Here is a 14671-nt window from a genome sequence, read left to right as displayed (position 1 = left end):
CCGAAGGAGGACTGGGGAAAACGAAACGCCCCGGCGCAGGCGCTCGGGGCGGACTCGACCGTCAGCACACGCTTGGCGCGTACCATCCGGGAGTGCTTCCACTAACACCTGCGCGGGTCGTCCACTTTGCAGCGGATCCTTCGGCCACCACACCCTCATTCGAACGTGCGGCAACGACCAGCGGTCTTTGGCTTCGGTAGGAGAGTACGGGACCGGGGCACCGTCGAGCAAATCGGGCTGCACGGGCCCGCCCCGGTCCTGGTGCGGCGGCCGGTCAGGAGGCGCTGACGCCGCTGCCCGACGCGGTGCCGCCGGCCTTCATCAGGTCCTTGAAGTCCTTGGTGTCGGCGGCCGGGGGCGCCTCGGCGGTGACCCGCACGCCGTAGTCGCTGTAGTAGGCCGTGCTGGTCATGGTGCCGGCGGTCATCTGCGCCTTCTCGACCTTCTTGACCAGCAGGTCCTGGCCGTTGACCCAGATGTCGACGGTCTCCGTGCTGACGCCCGCCTGGCTGAGCTGCTTCTTCAGGTCGGCGAGCTGGCCGGCGTCGAGGTCGCTGTTCTTGCCGGCGAGGTCGGCGACGTCGACCGTGCCGGAGTAGTGCGTGGCGCTGACGCCGGAGACCTGCTCCTCGCCGACCTTCTTCACGTCACCGGAGGCCAGCAGCAGCTTCACCGACTGGTTCGGCGTGGTGTTCTGCATCTGGTCCTTCATGTACGCCCCGGAGCCGCCGCCGAGCTTGGCGAGGTCGTCGTAGGCGTACCTGATCCAGTGCTTGCCGCCGGACTGCTGGGCGAACTGCTCGCTCATCTTGGCGTAGTAGGCGTCCGGCAGGTAGCGGGCCTCCATCGAGGACGTGCCGGCCTTGCGCATCGCCTCCGCCAGCTTGCCGCCGGTGTAGGTGATGGTGAGGTTGCCCTTCATGCCGTCGCCCCACGTCAGGGCGCCGTTCGCGGTCATCGACATGGTGTCGCCGATGCTGGTGGTGGAACGGACCCTGGCCGAGTCCGCCTTGTCGGTGGACTTCTCGGCGGAGCGCAGGGCGGCGAGGGGGTTGGCGTGGGTGAGGCTCCTGCCGACCGCCTTGTCGCCGTTCCCGGAGCCCTCGGTGCCGCAGGCGGCCACCCCGGTCAGCGCGGTGATCACCGCGACGGAAAGGGTCACCCGGCGTGCGGTCGTGCTCTTCATTCGTCCTACCCCCATGCGAATTCGGTGCCTGCACCGTAGCCCAGGCCACTGACAGTCGTGCGACAGTCCGCACAAGGAAAGGACGGACCCCGCACCTCGGAGGTTGCGGGGTCCGCCCTTTGCTTACGCGTCCGTGACGCGGCTACCGGGTGAGCGCGGGGCTCAGACGGCGGCCGGGTCCTCCTCGACGAGGAGGTTGCGGGTGCGGTTCGAGTCGACCGGAATGCCGGGGCCCATCGTGGTGCTGATGACGGCCTTCTTGATGTAGCGACCCTTGGCGGCGGACGGCTTCAGACGGAGGATCTCCTCCAGGGCCGCGGCGTAGTTCTCCACCAGCTGGGCGTCCTCGAAGGACGTCTTGCCGACGATGAAGTGCAGGTTCGAGTGCTTGTCGACGCGGAACTCGATCTTGCCGCCCTTGATCTCCGTCACGGCCTTGGCCGTGTCGGGGGTGACGGTGCCGGTCTTCGGGTTCGGCATCAGACCACGCGGGCCGAGGACGCGGCCGAGGCGGCCGACCTTGCCCATGAGGTCCGGGGTGGCGACGACGGCGTCGAAGTCCAGCCGGCCCTTCGCCACCTCGTCGATCAGCTCGTCGGCGCCGACGATGTCGGCGCCCGCGGCACGCGCGGCCTCGGCACGGTCGCCGGTCGCGAAGACCAGGACCCGGGCGGTCTTACCGGTGCCGTGCGGAAGGTTCACGGTGCCACGGACCATCTGGTCGGCCTTGCGCGGGTCGACACCCAGGCGGAAGGCGACCTCGACGGTGCCGTCGAACTTGGTCGTGGAGGTCTCCTTGGCGAGACGGACGGCCTCGAGCGGGGCGTACTGCTTCTCCCGGTCGATCTTGGCGTCCGCAGCGCGGAGAGCCTTGCTGCGCTTGCTCACAACTGCTCCTGTGGGTTCTGTGAGGAGTCGTGGTACGGGCCGAGCAGGCCCTGCCACGTGCGGCCTTTCACGGCCGCATGACTACGGGGTGGGAGATTCAGCCCTCGACCGTGATGCCCATGGAGCGGGCGGTGCCGGCGATGATCTTCGACGCGGCGTCCAGGTCGTTGGCGTTGAGGTCGGGCATCTTGGTCGTGGCGATCTCACGGACCTGCGCCTCGGTGATCTTGGCGACCTTGGTCTTGTGCGGCTCGCCGGAGCCCTTCTCCACGCCCGCGGCCTTGAGGATCATCTTCGCGGCCGGCGGCGTCTTGGTGACGAAGGTGAAGGAGCGGTCCTCGTAGACCGTGATCTCCACCGGGATCACCCAGCCACGCTGCGACTCGGTCGCGGCGTTGTAGGCCTTGCAGAACTCCATGATGTTGACGCCGTGCTGACCCAGCGCCGGGCCGACCGGCGGGGCCGGGTTCGCCGCACCGGCGTTGATCTGGAGCTTGATGAGCCCCGTGACCTTCTTCTTCTTGGGAGGCATAGCTCTCCGGGTCCTTTCAATTCGGGTCCCTGCCCACATCCGGGGACCACCCGGACGCAGGCATACCGCACAACGATAACGGGTATGGATGCGCGGCCAAAAACCGTGCAGGTCAGGCGGACGCCGAGCGCCTGCCTGACCTGCACGGAAGCAGTTCGTCCAGAAGGAACTAGTTCTTCTGGAAGTGATGGCCCAAGTTTGCCACGTGGGGCGGTCCACTGTAGCCCCCTTTGTGACCTGGGCGGATGCCTGGACTAGTTGTCATCATCTGTCAACGTCGGTTCGCCTCGCACGGCCCCCAGACGGCCCGGGCGTGGGTGTCGCCGTCTCGGCGGTGATCACGGCAAGGGCGTCCTGGAGTCGGCGGACGGCATCCTCCGCCTCCTTGTATTGCTCAGGACTGGGGAGGACGGTGCCGAAGCTGCCGCCACGGTCGGCTGGCATGGCGCGCCAGCGTAGGACCGGCTCGAGCGCGTTGAGGGCGCCGGAGAGAAACCAGGCCAGACGGCCGTGAGTACGCGCGAGGGAGATGGCCATGACGGCGAGGGTTTCCCGCAGGTGTTCGAGCCGCTTGATCTGCGGCAAGTCTTCCTGGGCGTTCGGCGGGCCGACAGCGTCGCGCAGGCCGGCTTCGGTCTCAAGGGCGAGTGCGCGGTCGCTCGGCTCCAGTTCCCACACCTGGTCTTGGATCTGCTGTTCAGCTTCCTCGGCCAGCACTGCGACGACCCTGCGCATGTCCATGCAGATCATTCTAAAAGAACGGGCTCGGCATGGTGCATCCAGTTGATGACTGCCTCTAAGGGGGGCGCTACCTAGACCCCTCACTACCTTCCCAGCTCCCATCCCGTACGCCGTCGACCCACACACCGTGGAGCGGGCGTGGTTCATGGCGTCCAGGTGGAGCGCGCCACTGTACGAACGACCTGGACGCCATGGGCCGCGTCTGCTCGGCTCTGCCTGGGTCGATGGTGTGCGGGATGGGAGCTCCCAGCATCCGCCACGATGGACCCGCGGGCGGCGACGGCGCCCCCTCCATCCCGGTGCCGGCCGATCCCCCGCCGGAGGCACTGTTCTGACCGTGGCCGCGCCATGCGGTGATCGGCTCATGGCCACCGGCCCTATGCACCTGTGGGCGCGCGTCGGCGCAGCGCGGGCGGAGCGGGCCGGAGGCAGGAGCGGCGCCCGCAGCGGAGCCGGGAAGCGCGCCCGGCGGAGCGGAGCGCAGCCGGGGCTTGATGAGGTAGAGAAACCTGTAACTGGGGCGGCGGAGCCGGGTGGGGATGGCTGCCTACTGAAGGTCGTACTCAGCCTCTAGAACGCGACCCGGCCCCATGTAGTCGCGGGCGTACTCGGTGATCTGACCGTGCTGGTCCCAGTAGTGGTTGGCCATGCTCAGTACGGGAGTGCCGGGGGCAAGCTCCAAGAGCTGCGCAGCGTCCTCCGGAAGTTCCTCGATCGACACTGAGTCCCGGCGCTTGACGGCTCGGCGGCCGGTCCGGTCTTCGATCAGGCCGAACGTCATCTTCGGCAGTGGCTCAGTTGAGATCAGCTCGGGGGCCGCCTCCGCCAACTCCTGGGGAAGCCACGATGTGGAGAGGGCTACTGCTCCGTCCTCGTCCAAGTACCGTCGGCGTCGCCGCACCACACGGGTTCCCTCCTCGACCTCAAGGGCGTCGGCTACTTCCGCGCTGGCGGGGACCAATTCAGCGCTGATGATTTCCACACGCTCACCAGGCCTGAAGCCACTGCCGGTAGTTCGCTGCAACTGGAGTCGGTCGGGTCCGGTCGTGAGCTTGCTCGGCATACGCGCCACCGTTCCAATCCCTGGGATGGTCTCTGCGTATCCCTCTGCCCGCAAAACGGACGCGACTCGCGTAGCGGTAGCTACCGAGACACCTTCATCGCGCACGATCTCGCGGACCGACGGGATGCGATCTCCGGGCTGCAACTCGCCACGCTCGATCCGGTCTTTGATCTGCACCGCAATGCGCCGATACGGCGGCAGCGCAGGCGAGTCCCCGGCCATGTGCACAGCTCCCTTCTAAAGCACTTTAGAACACCCTCTTGACGCTGGGGGTGCTCTAAAACACTATAGAGCTGTGCCTCTCGCTTGGACAGGGCGAGATCGAGCACGTCATTTGCCTATCCAGGGGCGGCGCTCAACTGCCAGGAAGATCCGCCGCCCCTGGTTCCCTCGAAGGGAGCTTCCATCATGCCCGCAACGCTCACTGCCTCGCAGGCTTCGTCAACTTCGTTAGTCGAGCGCCTGGAGAACATGGAACGCGCGGTCGCCCTCTACGCCTCGGACATGCCGACTCGCTACCGCCTTCAGGGGCCCTCGGACATGGCCGTGATCGGCTGGATGGCACAGGGAGTCGCTCTCCTGGGCCGGGATGAAGTCCGTCGACGCGCGTCCTTCCTCCTGGGCCACCGGCTGCTGTGGCTGCGTGACCTGACCACCCCGGAGATCGACCGCCGCCACAAGCAGCGGTTCCCCTCCCCGCGGCGCCTGAGTGTCGCCGAGTCCATGGCGTCCACGTCCCTCTTCTGGGTCTCGGTCGCCCCGGCCGCGCGGGAGCTCCCGGCCGTGATCGATGGTCCGTGCCCGAAGTGCGACGGCGCCGGGAAGCTCTGGGGCAACTGGGTCATCGATGACGCCTCCGGCTGGTTCGAGGAGGGCTACGCCCCCTGCTGGGTGTGCCCGGACGGCGGTCCCGCATGAGCCTGTACCCGTCCTGCCTGGACCTGCTGGAGCGGCCGGCGGTCTGCCCCGGCTGCCGTGCTCACGCCCCGCGCTGGACCTGGGTGGCCATCGACGGACTTCGGGTCCTGACCCATGACGGAGACGTGATCTGCCCGAAGGACCGCGTCTTCGGCTACACCCCCGTCTCGGCTCCGCTGGCCGTGGTCGAGCCGCTGGGGGTGGCCGCGTGACGGTCTTCCCCGTCGCCCCTGAGGCCGTGGCCGGTGCTGCGGCCTCTCTGGGCACTGACCCGATCACCCTTGCCGACCTGCTGCGGGTGGCGAACTCGCCCGGCTTCGACCGATGGCAGGAACAGATCCGCCGTACCGGCGGCTGCGCGCATCCGATCCGCCTGCGGGGCGAGACCGTCACCCGCGACCGCGCCACCGGTGATGTTCTGTACTCGTACAGCACCGAGCAGGAGCCGGGCGGCATGCTCCGGGTCGCCTGCGGCAACCGGCGCGCCTCTCGCTGCCCGGCCTGTGCCTGGACCTACGCCGGGGACACCTACCACCTGATCCGGGCCGGGATCACCGGGGATGAGCGCAAGGACGTGCCCGAGACGGTTCGGGAGCATCCTCGCGTCTTCGCCACCCTCACCGCCCCGTCGTTCGGCCCCGTCCACAACCGGCCCGACTCCGGCCGCTGCCGCTGCGGGACCTCCCACGCAGAGGATGACCCGGCCTTGGGCACGGCCCTGGACCCGGAGCGCTACGACTACGCAGGCGCGGTGCTGTTCAACAACTACGCCGGGGACCTGTGGCGGCGCTTCACCATCTACCTGCGCCGTGAGATCGCCGCCCGCGCGGGCCTGACGCAGTCGGCCATGCGGGAGGTGTGCCGGGTCTCCTTCGGCAAGGTCGCCGAGTTCCAGAAACGCGGCAGCGTGCACTTCCACGCCGTCGTGCGCCTCGACGGCCCGGACGGTCCCGACACCGCGCCCCCGGCCTGGGCCACGGTCGCTCTCCTGGACGGTGCGATCCGTGCCGCTGCCGGTCGGGGCGCCGTGCCGGTGCCTTCCGCCGGCGCTTTCGCCGGACGCGAGTTGCGGTGGGGATCTCAGGTCGACGTGCAGCCCATCGGCGCCCTCGGACACGAGGAACTGACCGAGCAGGCCGTCGCCTCCTACGTCGCCAAGTACGCCACCAAAGCGGCCGAGACGACCGGCACCGTGGACCGCCGGATCGGGGAGCTCTCCGAACTCGACAAGCTGCCGGTACCCGACCACACCCGGCGCCTGATCGAAGCGTGCTGGACGCTCGACGCGGCCTACCCGGATCGGCTGCTGGCCCGCTGGGCTCACATGCTCGGCTTCCGCGGGCACTTCTCGACCAAGTCCCGCCAGTACTCCACCACCCTCGGCGCCCTCCGCCAGGTCCGCGCCGACTACCGCGCCCGCCAGGAACGCCGCGAACGCGGGCTATCCGAAGACCTCGACGACACGGAGGGCTCCACGCTGGTGCTCGCCCACTGGACCTACGCCGGGCAGGGCCACACCCCAGGAGAGTCCTGGCTCGCCGCCTCCATCGCGCGAGACCTCCGCCTCAACCGAGAGACAGCCCGCGAAGCGCTCACCGACACGCCAGAGCCGGACGACTGGGAGGTGTGCGCGTGAGGCGCCTGCCTGAGCAGTACCTGACCCCGGAAGATCTCGTCGTCATGCTCCGCCTGCCCAGCGTCGACACCGTCTACCAGTGGCGCCGCAAGGGAACCGGCCCCCGTGGCTTCCGGGTCGGCCGTCACCTCCGCTTCGACCCCGAGGACGTACGCGTCTGGGTCGAGTCCCTGATGGAAGGGGCCGCCTGATGGCCGGACACGTCCAAGACCGCTGGTACAAGACCGAGACGGGGCCGGACGGCAAGACTCGCAGGATCAAGACAGACCGGTATGGGCTGGGTCTTCGCTACCGGGCTCGCTACGTCGCTCCGGACGGCACCGAGAAGTCCAAGAGCTTCCCTGACCGCAAGAAGCGCGAGGCGGAGCGCTGGTTGGCCAACATCGAGGCCGACATGTCGCGCGGCCACTACATCGACCCGACCGCCGGGAAGATCACGTTCAGGAAGTACGCCGAAGACTGGCTGGCGTCACAGACGACCGATCCGGCTACCCGCGTGGCGGTCGAGAGTCGGCTACGGCTCCACGCCTTCCCGTACCTGGGTAGTCGGCCGCTGGCGTCCTTCCAGCCGTCGCACATCCGCTCGTGGGCTCGGCTCCTGGAGGACACGGGGGCGGCAAGCTCGTATCGGCGGGTGATCTTCGGGAACGTCTCGGCCGTGCTGTCGGCCGCCGTGGATGACGGCTACCTGGCGCGCAACCCGTGCCGGGCTGGTTCGGTCCGGCCGCCCAAGCCGTCCCCCGGACGAGTCACCCCCTGGTCGCCTGATCGCGTCTTCGCGGTCCGGGCTGGGATGCCTGATCGGCTCCGGGCCATGGTCGACGTGGGCGCGGGCTGCGGCCTCCGACAGGGTGAGATCTTCGGGCTAGCGGTGGATGACGTGGACCCGCTGTCCGGAGTGTTGCATGTCACGCAACAGGTGAAGCTGGTGAACGGTCATCTGATCTTCGCGCCGCCCAAGAACAACAAGCTCCGTGACGTACCTCTCCCCGATTCCGTGGCGTCCGTCCTCGCGAAGCACATGACGGCCTTCCCGCCGGTCGAGGTGACCTTGCCGTGGCTGCGCTCGGACGGACCGCCGGTGACCAAGCTCCTGTACTTCTCCACCCAAGACGGTGGAGCGCTCCGCCGGAACGACTTCAACACCCACGCCTGGAAGCCTGCGCTGGCTTCCGCCGGCATCATCCCGGTGCCTGGCGTGGGCGAGCGGTACAAGGAATCCCGCGAAGACGGCATGCATGCCCTTCGGCACTTCTACGCCTCGGTCCTCCTGGACTCGGGCGAGAGCGTCAAGGCCGTGAGTACCTACCTGGGACACAGCGACGCCGGGTTCACCCTGCGGACGTACACCCACCTGATGCCGACCAGTGAGACCCGGACCCGGAAGGCCGTGGATGCGGTCTACCGCAAGGCCCGGAGGCCGCCCACGGCCCAGTGACGGCCCCCTGAACACGAGAGAGCCCCTGCCCAACGGGAAACCGCTGGTCAGGGGCTCTTTCGGATGATCGTTGACCTAGTTCTTCTGGATCTGGTCGAAGGAGAGCTCGACCGGCGTCTCGCGGCCGAAGATCTCCACCAGGCCCTTGACCTTCTTCGAGTCGGGGTTGATCTCGTTGATGGTCGCCTGGAGCGTGGCGAACGGGCCGTCGGTGACGGTGACCGAGTCGCCCACCTCGAAGTCCAGCACCTGGACCTCGACCTTGCGCTGCGGGGCGGGCTTGCCCTCGGCCTCGGCGGCCTCGCGGGCGGCCTTCTCCTCGGCCTCCGGGGCGAGCATCTTGACGATCTCGTCCAGGGTCAGCGGGTAGGGGTCGTAGGCGTTGCCGACGAAGCCGGTGACGCCCGGGGTGTTGCGGACGACGCCCCAGGACTCGTTCGTCAGGTCCATGCGGACCAGGACGTAACCCGGCAGCTTGTTCTGCTTGATCGTCTTGCGGTCGCCGTTCTTGATCTGGACGACCTCTTCCTGCGGCACCTCGGCCTGGAAGATGAAGTCCTCGACGTTCAGCGAGACGGCGCGCTGCTCCAGGTTGGTCTTCACGCGGTTCTCGTAGCCGGCGTAGGTGTGGATGACGTACCACTCGCCGGGCAGGGTGCGAAGCTCCTCGCGCAGGGCCTGGACCGGGTCGACGGGCTCGGCCGGCTCCTCCTCGGCCTCCGCGACCGGGACGGCGGGCTCGTCGTCCGTGACGTCCGCGCCCTCCTCGTCCTCGACGTGCAGAGCGGCCTCCTCGGCCGGCTCCCCCAGTTCGGCCTCGGCAGCCTCGAACTCGTCCCGCTCGTCCGCGCCTTCGACGATGTCGAGCTCGTCGTTCACCGTCTCGTCCGGCTCGATGGCGTCGTTCAGGTTCGGGTCAGACACGATGGCTGCTTCTTCCTGGATACATAGGGGTGGAACATGCGAAAACGGGCGCCGGTACCACGGCGCCCTTCGCTTTCGGCTCAGCCGAAGACGTACTTGGCCGCGTGGTTGAGCCCATAGTCAATCACGGTCACCAGGGCGATCATGATGGCGACGAAGAAGATCACCACGGTGGTGTACGACGTCAGCTGGTTGCGAGTCGGCCAGACGACCTTGCGGAGTTCCGCGATGATCTGGCGGTAGAAGATGGCGAGGCGCTTCAGCGGGCCCTTCTTGGCGCGCTTGCCGCCCTTGCGGTTCTTCTTGGACTCGGGCACCTGGTCCTGAGCATCAGGCGTGTCGATGGAGCCCACGGCGTCCGTCATTCGTCCTCACCTGATCCCGGGTCGTGGCCGTGCCGCGCCCGGTTTCTGAGCCGCACGGCGGTGCAATGCTGTACGTACATGCGCACACATCCTGGCGGTGTGTGTAGCAGGGCCGGAGGGACTTGAACCCCCAACCGCTGGTTTTGGAGACCAGTGCTCTACCAATTGAGCTACGACCCTTTGTGTGTCCCCCAACGTACCGCATTCAGCCGGGTGCTCGGTGTGCACCGGCTGTGCAGCGGCCGCTGAAGGCCAACGAGGGAAGAGTGTACGTGGTCCGGGGCCCGGCGTCGAACAGAAAGATCCGGTCCGGGGCCGTCGGAGCGAAGATCGTCCAGGCCGGAGGCGGGATTCGGACCCGTGTTCACGCCTCGACCCGTTGCTGTTCAATCCGTGAAACCCGCGTGCCGGGGCCATTTCCGGTCTGAAACGATGGGCGCATGAGCGCTGCAACCCCTCCCACCGAGCGCCGGGTCTCCGCCCGAGTCGGCGCGATCTCCGAGTCCGCCACCCTCGCCGTGGACGCCAAGGCCAAGGCCCTGAAGGCCGCCGGGCGGCCGGTGATCGGCTTCGGCGCCGGTGAGCCCGACTTCCCGACTCCGGACTACATCGTCGAGGCGGCCGTCGAGGCCTGCAAGAACCCGAAGTACCACCGGTACACGCCGGCCGGTGGCCTGCCGGAGCTGAAGGCCGCGATCGCCGCGAAGACGCTGCGCGACTCCGGCTGGGAGCCCGACGTCTCACAGATCCTGGTCACCAACGGCGGCAAGCAGGCCATCTACGAGGCGTTCGCCGCGATCCTCGACCCGGGCGACGAGGTCATCGTCCCGGCGCCGTACTGGACGACGTACCCCGAGTCGATCCGCCTGGCCGGCGGTGTCCCGGTCGACGTCGTCGCCGACGAGACCACCGGCTACCGCGTCACCGTGGAGCAGCTCGAGGCGGCGCGCACGGAGAAGACCAAGGTCGTCCTCTTCGTCTCCCCGTCCAACCCGACCGGCGCGGTGTACTCCGAGGCCGAGACCGAGGCGATCGGCCGCTGGGCCGTCGAGCACGGCCTGTGGGTGCTGACCGACGAGATCTACGAGCACCTGGTCTACGGCGACGCGTCCGCCGTGTCCCTGCCGGCGCTGCTGCCCGAGCTGCGCGACAAGTGCGTCGTGGTCAACGGTGTCGCCAAGACGTACGCCATGACCGGCTGGCGGGTGGGCTGGGTGATCGGCCCGAAGGACGTGGTCAAGGCCGCGACGAACCTGCAGTCGCACGCCACCTCGAACGTCTCCAACGTGGCCCAGGTGGCCGCCCTGGCCGCCGTCTCCGGTGGCCTGGAGGCCGTGGCGAAGATGCGCGAGGCCTTCGACCGCCGCCGCCGCACGATCGTGCGGATGCTCAACGAGATCGACGGCGTGCTCTGCCCGGAGCCCGAGGGCGCCTTCTACGCCTACCCGTCGGTCAAGGCCCTGCTCGGCAAGGAGATCCGCGGCAAGCGCCCGCAGGACACCGTCGAGCTGGCCGCTCTCATCCTGGAGGAGGCCGAGGTCGCGGTCGTCCCGGGCGAGGCCTTCGGCACGCCCGGCTATCTGCGGCTGTCGTACGCGCTCGGGGACGAGGACCTCGTCGAGGGCGTGAGCCGGATCCAGAAGCTGCTGGCGGAGGCGCGGGACTAGTTCCCGTCCTGGCTTCACGCGCGCGTGCGGGCCGTTTCCCTCCGGGGAGACGGCCCGCTTCTGTGTGCGAGCAAGAGCACGTCAGGGGAAACGGCTACCGGGACGGCGGTGACGTGCGGCAGGATCTGGGAATGGAGCATGTACGTGATCTCTCCGAACTGCCGAAGGCCCACCTGCACCTGCACTTCACCGGTTCGATGCGGCCGACGACCGTCCTGGAACTGGCCGACAAGTACGGCGTACGCCTGCCCGAGGCCCTGACGGCCGCCCTGACCAGCGGGGAACCGCCGCGGCTACGGGCGACGGACGAGCGGGGATGGTTCCGCTTCCAGCGGCTGTACGACGCGGCACGCTCCTGCCTCAGAGAGCCGGAGGACATCCGGCGGCTGGTCCGGGAGGCCGCGGAGGAGGACGTGCGGGACGGTTCGGGCTGGCTGGAGATCCAGGTGGACCCCACGTCGTACGCGCCCCGGCTGGGCGGTCTGATCCCGGCCCTGGAGATCATCCTGGACGCGGTCGAGACGACGTCCCGGGAGACCGGGCTCGGTATGCGGGTGCTGGTGGCGGCGAACCGCATGAAGCACCCCTTGGACGCCCGCACGCTGGCCCGGCTCGCGGTGCGGTACGCCGGCCGGGGCGTGGTCGGCTTCGGGCTGTCGAACGACGAGCGGCGCGGGATGGCGCGGGACTTCGACCGTGCCTTCCACATCGCGCGTGAGGGCGGCCTGCTGGCGGCCCCGCACGGCGGCGAGCTGACCGGTCCGGCGTCGGTGCGCGACTGCCTGGACGATCTGTACGCCTCCCGGATCGGGCACGGCGTGCGCGCCGCGGAGGACCCGCGGCTGCTGAAGCGGCTCGCGGACCGGGGCATCACCTGCGAGGTGTGCCCGGCCTCGAACGTCGCGCTCGGCGTCTACGAGAAGCCCGAGGACGTCCCCCTGCGGACCCTCTTCGAGGCGGGCGTCCCGCTGGCCCTGGGCGCCGACGACCCGCTGCTCTTCGGTTCCCGCCTCGCGGCCCAGTACGGCATCGCCCGCGAGCACCACGGCTTCACGGACGCGGAACTCGCCGAGCTGGCCCGCCAGTCCATCCGCGGTTCGGCCGCCCCGGACGACGTCAGGGCCCGGCTGCTGTCCGGCGTGGACGACTGGCTGACCCGCCCGGCCGCCTGAAATTCGCGTACGGCGGACAAGCCTGGAAGCAGATCAACGCCTCGGGGCCGTGCTGGTCGCCGGGGGCTCGCCCGCCAGGCCCCGGACGCAGTCCATGAGGGCGGATTCGCCTTTGACGACGCCCTTCTGCCGCGGGCCCCTGCCCGCCGCGTACGCGCAGTACATCGCCGTGTCGGCGAAGACGCCCCGGCTGCCGGTGAGGAAGAGCGTCCGGGCGTGGGTGGTGTGCCGCAGCTCTGCCGCAGTTCCTCGCGGCAGTCGGCGCGGTGCCTGCGCCGCTCCCGGTCGGCCGCGTCGCGCGGTGCGCGCGCCTCGTCGGTCCGGACGGTCGGCGGGGCGCCCCGGACGAGCCCGCGGCGCAGCTCGGGCCAGGCGCTGGGCCGCAGCTCGTGACTGTGGTGGACGAGCACCAGGTCGACCGGCTCGCCGCTGCCTCCGTGGTGGGCGGTGGCGGTGTCGCGCGGCGGGACGTGGACGATGGCGTGGCGCGCTCGGGCGGCGAAGGCGAACAGGCTGGCCAGCCGGTTCAGCCCGTCGTGATCACCGGTGAGCAGGCCGCACGGCTCCGGAGCGCGCAGTGAGGTGTGCCGCAGGGCGGCCAGGGCTGGACGCCGCGGCGCCCGTACGGGCCCGTCCGGGCCGGAACTCGCGCAGCGCCAACCTCACGCCGTCACAGGCTCACACCGACGGTCACGGGCTCGTTGACCAGGGTGACCCCGAAGGCCTCGCGGACTCCGGCGACGACCTCGCGGGCCAGGGCAAGCAGGTCCTCGGTGGTGGCGCCGCCCCGGTTGGTGAGGGCGAGCGTGTGCTTGGTGGAGATGCGGGCGGGACCGGTGCCGTAGCCCTTGGTGAAGCCGGCCTTGTCGATCAGCCACGCCGCCGAGGTCTTGGTGCGGCCCTCCCCGGCCGGGTACGCGGGCGGCTCGGCGCCCTCGCCGAGCCGTTCCCGCACGCGCGCGTGGAAGGCGGCGAACTGCTCCTCGGTGAGGATCGGGTTGGTGAAGAAGGATCCGGCGGACCAGGTGTCGTGGTCCTCGGGGTCGAGCACCATGCCCTTCCCGGCGCGCAGCTTCAGCACGGTCTCGCGGGCCGTGGCGAGCGGCACCCTGTCGCCAGGCGCGGCACCGAGCGCGCGGGCCGCCTCGGCGTACCTGACGGGCGCCGACAGGCCGCCCGCGTTCTCCAGCTCGAAGCGGACCCGCAGCACGACGTAGCGCTCGGGGTCGGCCTTGAAGCGGCTGTGCCGGTAGGAGAAGGCGCACTCCTCGTTCGTCAGCGTGACCGTCTCGCCGGCCCGGCGGTCGTAGGCGATCACCTCTGTGACCGTCGAGGAGACCTCCTGGCCGTAGGCGCCCACGTTCTGGATCGGGGTGGCGCCCGCGGAGCCCGGGATCCCGGCCAGGCACTCGATCCCGGCGAGCCCGGCCTCGACGCTGCGGGCGACGGCGTCCGTCCAGACCTCGCCGGCCGCCAGCTCCAGCGTGGTGCCGCGCAGCTCGACGCCGCGCGTGGCGATGCGCAGGGCGGTGCCGTCGAAGCCCTTGTCGCCGATGACCAGGTTCGACCCGCCGCCGATGATCAGCAGCGGTGTCCCGGTGTCGTCAGCCCGGCGGACGGCGTCGATCACCTCCGCGTCGGTGGTGGCGGTGACCAGCCGGGCCGCGGGGCCGCCCAGCCGGAAGGTGGTCAGCGGGGCGAGGGGGGCGTCGTGGAGTTCCTGCACGGGCCCAAGACTACGAGACGGCGCCGGCGGCCCGGCGGCGCCGGCGTTGCCTGCGAGCGGAGAGGGCAGGATTCGAACCTGCGCGGACCCCGTAAGGCCCGACCTCAAGACATGCTCTCGGTCCCCGATAAACCACTCCGGGCACCTCTCCTCGCTCCCGACCCGGTCCCCCGCGCCGTTCACATGCACAACAGTGCCAGGCCCCCCTGACCGCACCCTGACACCCCACTGACAGGCCCGCACCACACACCCCGCACACCACAACACGCGCGCGGCCCCGAAAGGTCCACGCGCGCGTGCCGATGCCATTGATCGTCAGGCGGAGAGGGCAGGATTCGAACCTGCGCGGACCCCGTAAGGCCCGACCTCAAGACATGCTCTCGGTCCCCGATAAACCACTCCGGGCACCTCTCCT

At 69.5% G+C, this 14671-nt stretch carries 16 protein-coding genes, 1 tRNA gene and 2 pseudogenes; 8 read left to right on the top strand and 11 right to left on the bottom strand.

Going from position 1 to position 14671, the window contains the following annotated elements:
• Positions 1-274: 274 nt before the first annotated feature.
• The 5 genes from ACFVVO_RS01035 to ACFVVO_RS01015 all read right to left on the bottom strand — a co-directional run bounded on the left by ACFVVO_RS01035 (position 275) and on the right by ACFVVO_RS01015 (position 4632).
• Positions 275-1186: a hypothetical protein gene (locus ACFVVO_RS01035; protein ID WP_390050872.1), complete on the bottom strand. Its 912-nt coding sequence runs from the start codon at positions 1184-1186 to the stop codon at positions 275-277.
• Positions 1187-1348: 162 nt separating this feature from the next.
• Positions 1349-2074 (bottom strand): 50S ribosomal protein L1, encoded by a 726-nt coding sequence (gene rplA / locus ACFVVO_RS01030; protein ID WP_390050871.1) that lies wholly within the window; start codon positions 2072-2074, stop codon positions 1349-1351.
• Positions 2075-2171: 97 nt separating this feature from the next.
• Positions 2172-2606: a 50S ribosomal protein L11 gene (rplK, locus tag ACFVVO_RS01025; RefSeq protein WP_018543896.1), complete on the bottom strand. Its 435-nt coding sequence runs from the start codon at positions 2604-2606 to the stop codon at positions 2172-2174.
• 264 nt (positions 2607-2870) lie between these two features.
• Positions 2871-3347 carry a hypothetical protein gene (locus ACFVVO_RS01020; RefSeq protein ID WP_390050870.1) on the bottom strand — a complete coding sequence of 159 codons (477 nt, stop codon included), beginning with the start codon at positions 3345-3347 and terminating at the stop codon, positions 2871-2873.
• Positions 3348-3894: 547 nt separating this feature from the next.
• Complete coding sequence (locus ACFVVO_RS01015; RefSeq protein WP_359259789.1) at positions 3895-4632, bottom strand: GntR family transcriptional regulator; 738 nt, start codon at positions 4630-4632, stop codon at positions 3895-3897.
• Between the two features lie 249 nt (positions 4633-4881).
• Here ACFVVO_RS01015 and ACFVVO_RS01010 point away from each other — a divergent pair, with 249 nt between their 5' ends.
• From ACFVVO_RS01010 to ACFVVO_RS00990, 5 genes are read left to right on the top strand one after another with little or no spacing between them, the layout of a single operon-like run.
• Positions 4882-5328 carry a hypothetical protein gene (locus tag ACFVVO_RS01010; RefSeq protein ID WP_390050869.1) on the top strand — a complete coding sequence of 149 codons (447 nt, stop codon included), beginning with the start codon at positions 4882-4884 and terminating at the stop codon, positions 5326-5328.
• Positions 5325-5540 carry a hypothetical protein gene (locus ACFVVO_RS01005; protein ID WP_390050868.1) on the top strand — a complete coding sequence of 72 codons (216 nt, stop codon included), beginning with the start codon at positions 5325-5327 and terminating at the stop codon, positions 5538-5540. The genes ACFVVO_RS01010 and ACFVVO_RS01005 overlap by 4 nt, the downstream gene beginning before the upstream one ends.
• 26 nt (positions 5541-5566) lie before the next feature.
• Positions 5567-6964: a replication initiator protein RepSA gene (gene repSA, locus ACFVVO_RS01000; RefSeq protein ID WP_390051542.1), complete on the top strand. Its 1398-nt coding sequence runs from the start codon at positions 5567-5569 to the stop codon at positions 6962-6964.
• 44 nt (positions 6965-7008) lie between these two features.
• Positions 7009-7155 carry a helix-turn-helix domain-containing protein gene (locus ACFVVO_RS00995; protein ID WP_359259976.1) on the top strand — a complete coding sequence of 49 codons (147 nt, stop codon included), beginning with the start codon at positions 7009-7011 and terminating at the stop codon, positions 7153-7155.
• On the top strand, positions 7155-8402 hold the full coding sequence (locus ACFVVO_RS00990; RefSeq protein ID WP_390050867.1) for a tyrosine-type recombinase/integrase: 1248 nt from the start codon (positions 7155-7157) through the stop codon (positions 8400-8402). The genes ACFVVO_RS00995 and ACFVVO_RS00990 overlap by 1 nt, the downstream gene beginning before the upstream one ends.
• 75 nt (positions 8403-8477) lie before the next feature.
• On the opposite strand, the gene nusG is transcribed toward ACFVVO_RS00990, so the two are convergent.
• From nusG to ACFVVO_RS00975, 3 genes are all read right to left on the bottom strand, one after another.
• Positions 8478-9326 (bottom strand): transcription termination/antitermination protein NusG, encoded by an 849-nt coding sequence (gene nusG, locus ACFVVO_RS00985; protein ID WP_390050866.1) that lies wholly within the window; start codon positions 9324-9326, stop codon positions 8478-8480.
• Between the two features lie 80 nt (positions 9327-9406).
• A complete protein-coding gene (secE, locus tag ACFVVO_RS00980) occupies positions 9407-9691 on the bottom strand; it encodes a preprotein translocase subunit SecE (protein WP_390050865.1) in 285 nt (94 codons plus the stop codon).
• A gap of 107 nt (positions 9692-9798) precedes the next feature.
• A tRNA-Trp gene (locus tag ACFVVO_RS00975) sits at positions 9799-9871 on the bottom strand.
• A 260-nt stretch (positions 9872-10131) separates the two neighbouring features.
• Here ACFVVO_RS00975 and ACFVVO_RS00970 point away from each other — a divergent pair.
• The 3 genes from ACFVVO_RS00970 (at position 10132) to ACFVVO_RS00960 (ending at position 13111) form a co-directional block, all read left to right on the top strand.
• The gene (locus tag ACFVVO_RS00970; RefSeq protein WP_390050864.1) at positions 10132-11358 is read left to right on the top strand and encodes a pyridoxal phosphate-dependent aminotransferase; all 1227 of its coding nucleotides are present in this window, start codon (positions 10132-10134) and stop codon (positions 11356-11358) included.
• 131 nt (positions 11359-11489) lie between these two features.
• Complete coding sequence (locus ACFVVO_RS00965; RefSeq protein ID WP_390050863.1) at positions 11490-12530, top strand: adenosine deaminase; 1041 nt, start codon at positions 11490-11492, stop codon at positions 12528-12530.
• A 398-nt stretch (positions 12531-12928) separates the two neighbouring features.
• The gene (locus tag ACFVVO_RS00960) at positions 12929-13111 is read left to right on the top strand and encodes a hypothetical protein (protein ID WP_390050862.1); all 183 of its coding nucleotides are present in this window, start codon (positions 12929-12931) and stop codon (positions 13109-13111) included.
• An 89-nt stretch (positions 13112-13200) separates the two neighbouring features.
• Here ACFVVO_RS00960 and ACFVVO_RS00955 read toward each other — a convergent pair whose 3' ends face one another.
• The 3 genes and pseudogenes from ACFVVO_RS00955 to ACFVVO_RS00945 form a co-directional block, all read right to left on the bottom strand.
• Positions 13201-14256, bottom strand: a complete 1056-nt coding sequence (locus ACFVVO_RS00955) for a UDP-N-acetylmuramate dehydrogenase (protein ID WP_390050861.1) — start codon at positions 14254-14256, stop codon at positions 13201-13203.
• Between the two features lie 57 nt (positions 14257-14313).
• Positions 14314-14407 (bottom strand): annotated as a pseudogene (locus ACFVVO_RS00950).
• 169 nt (positions 14408-14576) lie between these two features.
• Positions 14577-14670 (bottom strand): annotated as a pseudogene (locus ACFVVO_RS00945).
• Position 14671 lies beyond the last annotated feature (1 nt).

The organism is Streptomyces sp. NPDC058145 (genome assembly GCF_042884245.1).
Classification (GTDB): Bacteria; Actinomycetota; Actinomycetes; order Streptomycetales; family Streptomycetaceae; genus Streptomyces.
The sequence above is the reverse complement of the archived record's forward strand: the minus strand, read 5'-3'. Positions and strand labels throughout refer to the sequence as shown.

Bases quoted from the DNA above. Each gene is read 5' to 3' on its own strand.
- ACFVVO_RS01035 (WP_390050872.1), bottom strand. From the start codon at position 1,186: ATGAAGAGCACGACCGCACGCCGGGTGACCCTTTCCGTCGCGGTGATC.
- rplK (WP_018543896.1), bottom strand. From the start codon at position 2,606: ATGCCTCCCAAGAAGAAGAAGGTCACGGGGCTCATCAAGCTCCAGATC.
- ACFVVO_RS01020 (WP_390050870.1), bottom strand. From the start codon at position 3,347: ATGGACATGCGCAGGGTCGTCGCAGTGCTGGCCGAGGAAGCTGAACAG.
- ACFVVO_RS01015 (WP_359259789.1), bottom strand. From the start codon at position 4,632: ATGGCCGGGGACTCGCCTGCGCTGCCGCCGTATCGGCGCATTGCGGTG.
- ACFVVO_RS01010 (WP_390050869.1), top strand. From the start codon at position 4,882: ATGGAACGCGCGGTCGCCCTCTACGCCTCGGACATGCCGACTCGCTAC.
- ACFVVO_RS01005 (WP_390050868.1), top strand. From the start codon at position 5,325: ATGAGCCTGTACCCGTCCTGCCTGGACCTGCTGGAGCGGCCGGCGGTC.
- ACFVVO_RS00995 (WP_359259976.1), top strand. From the start codon at position 7,009: ATGCTCCGCCTGCCCAGCGTCGACACCGTCTACCAGTGGCGCCGCAAG.
- ACFVVO_RS00990 (WP_390050867.1), top strand. From the start codon at position 7,155: ATGGCCGGACACGTCCAAGACCGCTGGTACAAGACCGAGACGGGGCCG.
- secE (WP_390050865.1), bottom strand. From the start codon at position 9,691: ATGACGGACGCCGTGGGCTCCATCGACACGCCTGATGCTCAGGACCAG.
- ACFVVO_RS00970 (WP_390050864.1), top strand. From the start codon at position 10,132: ATGAGCGCTGCAACCCCTCCCACCGAGCGCCGGGTCTCCGCCCGAGTC.
- ACFVVO_RS00965 (WP_390050863.1), top strand. From the start codon at position 11,490: ATGGAGCATGTACGTGATCTCTCCGAACTGCCGAAGGCCCACCTGCAC.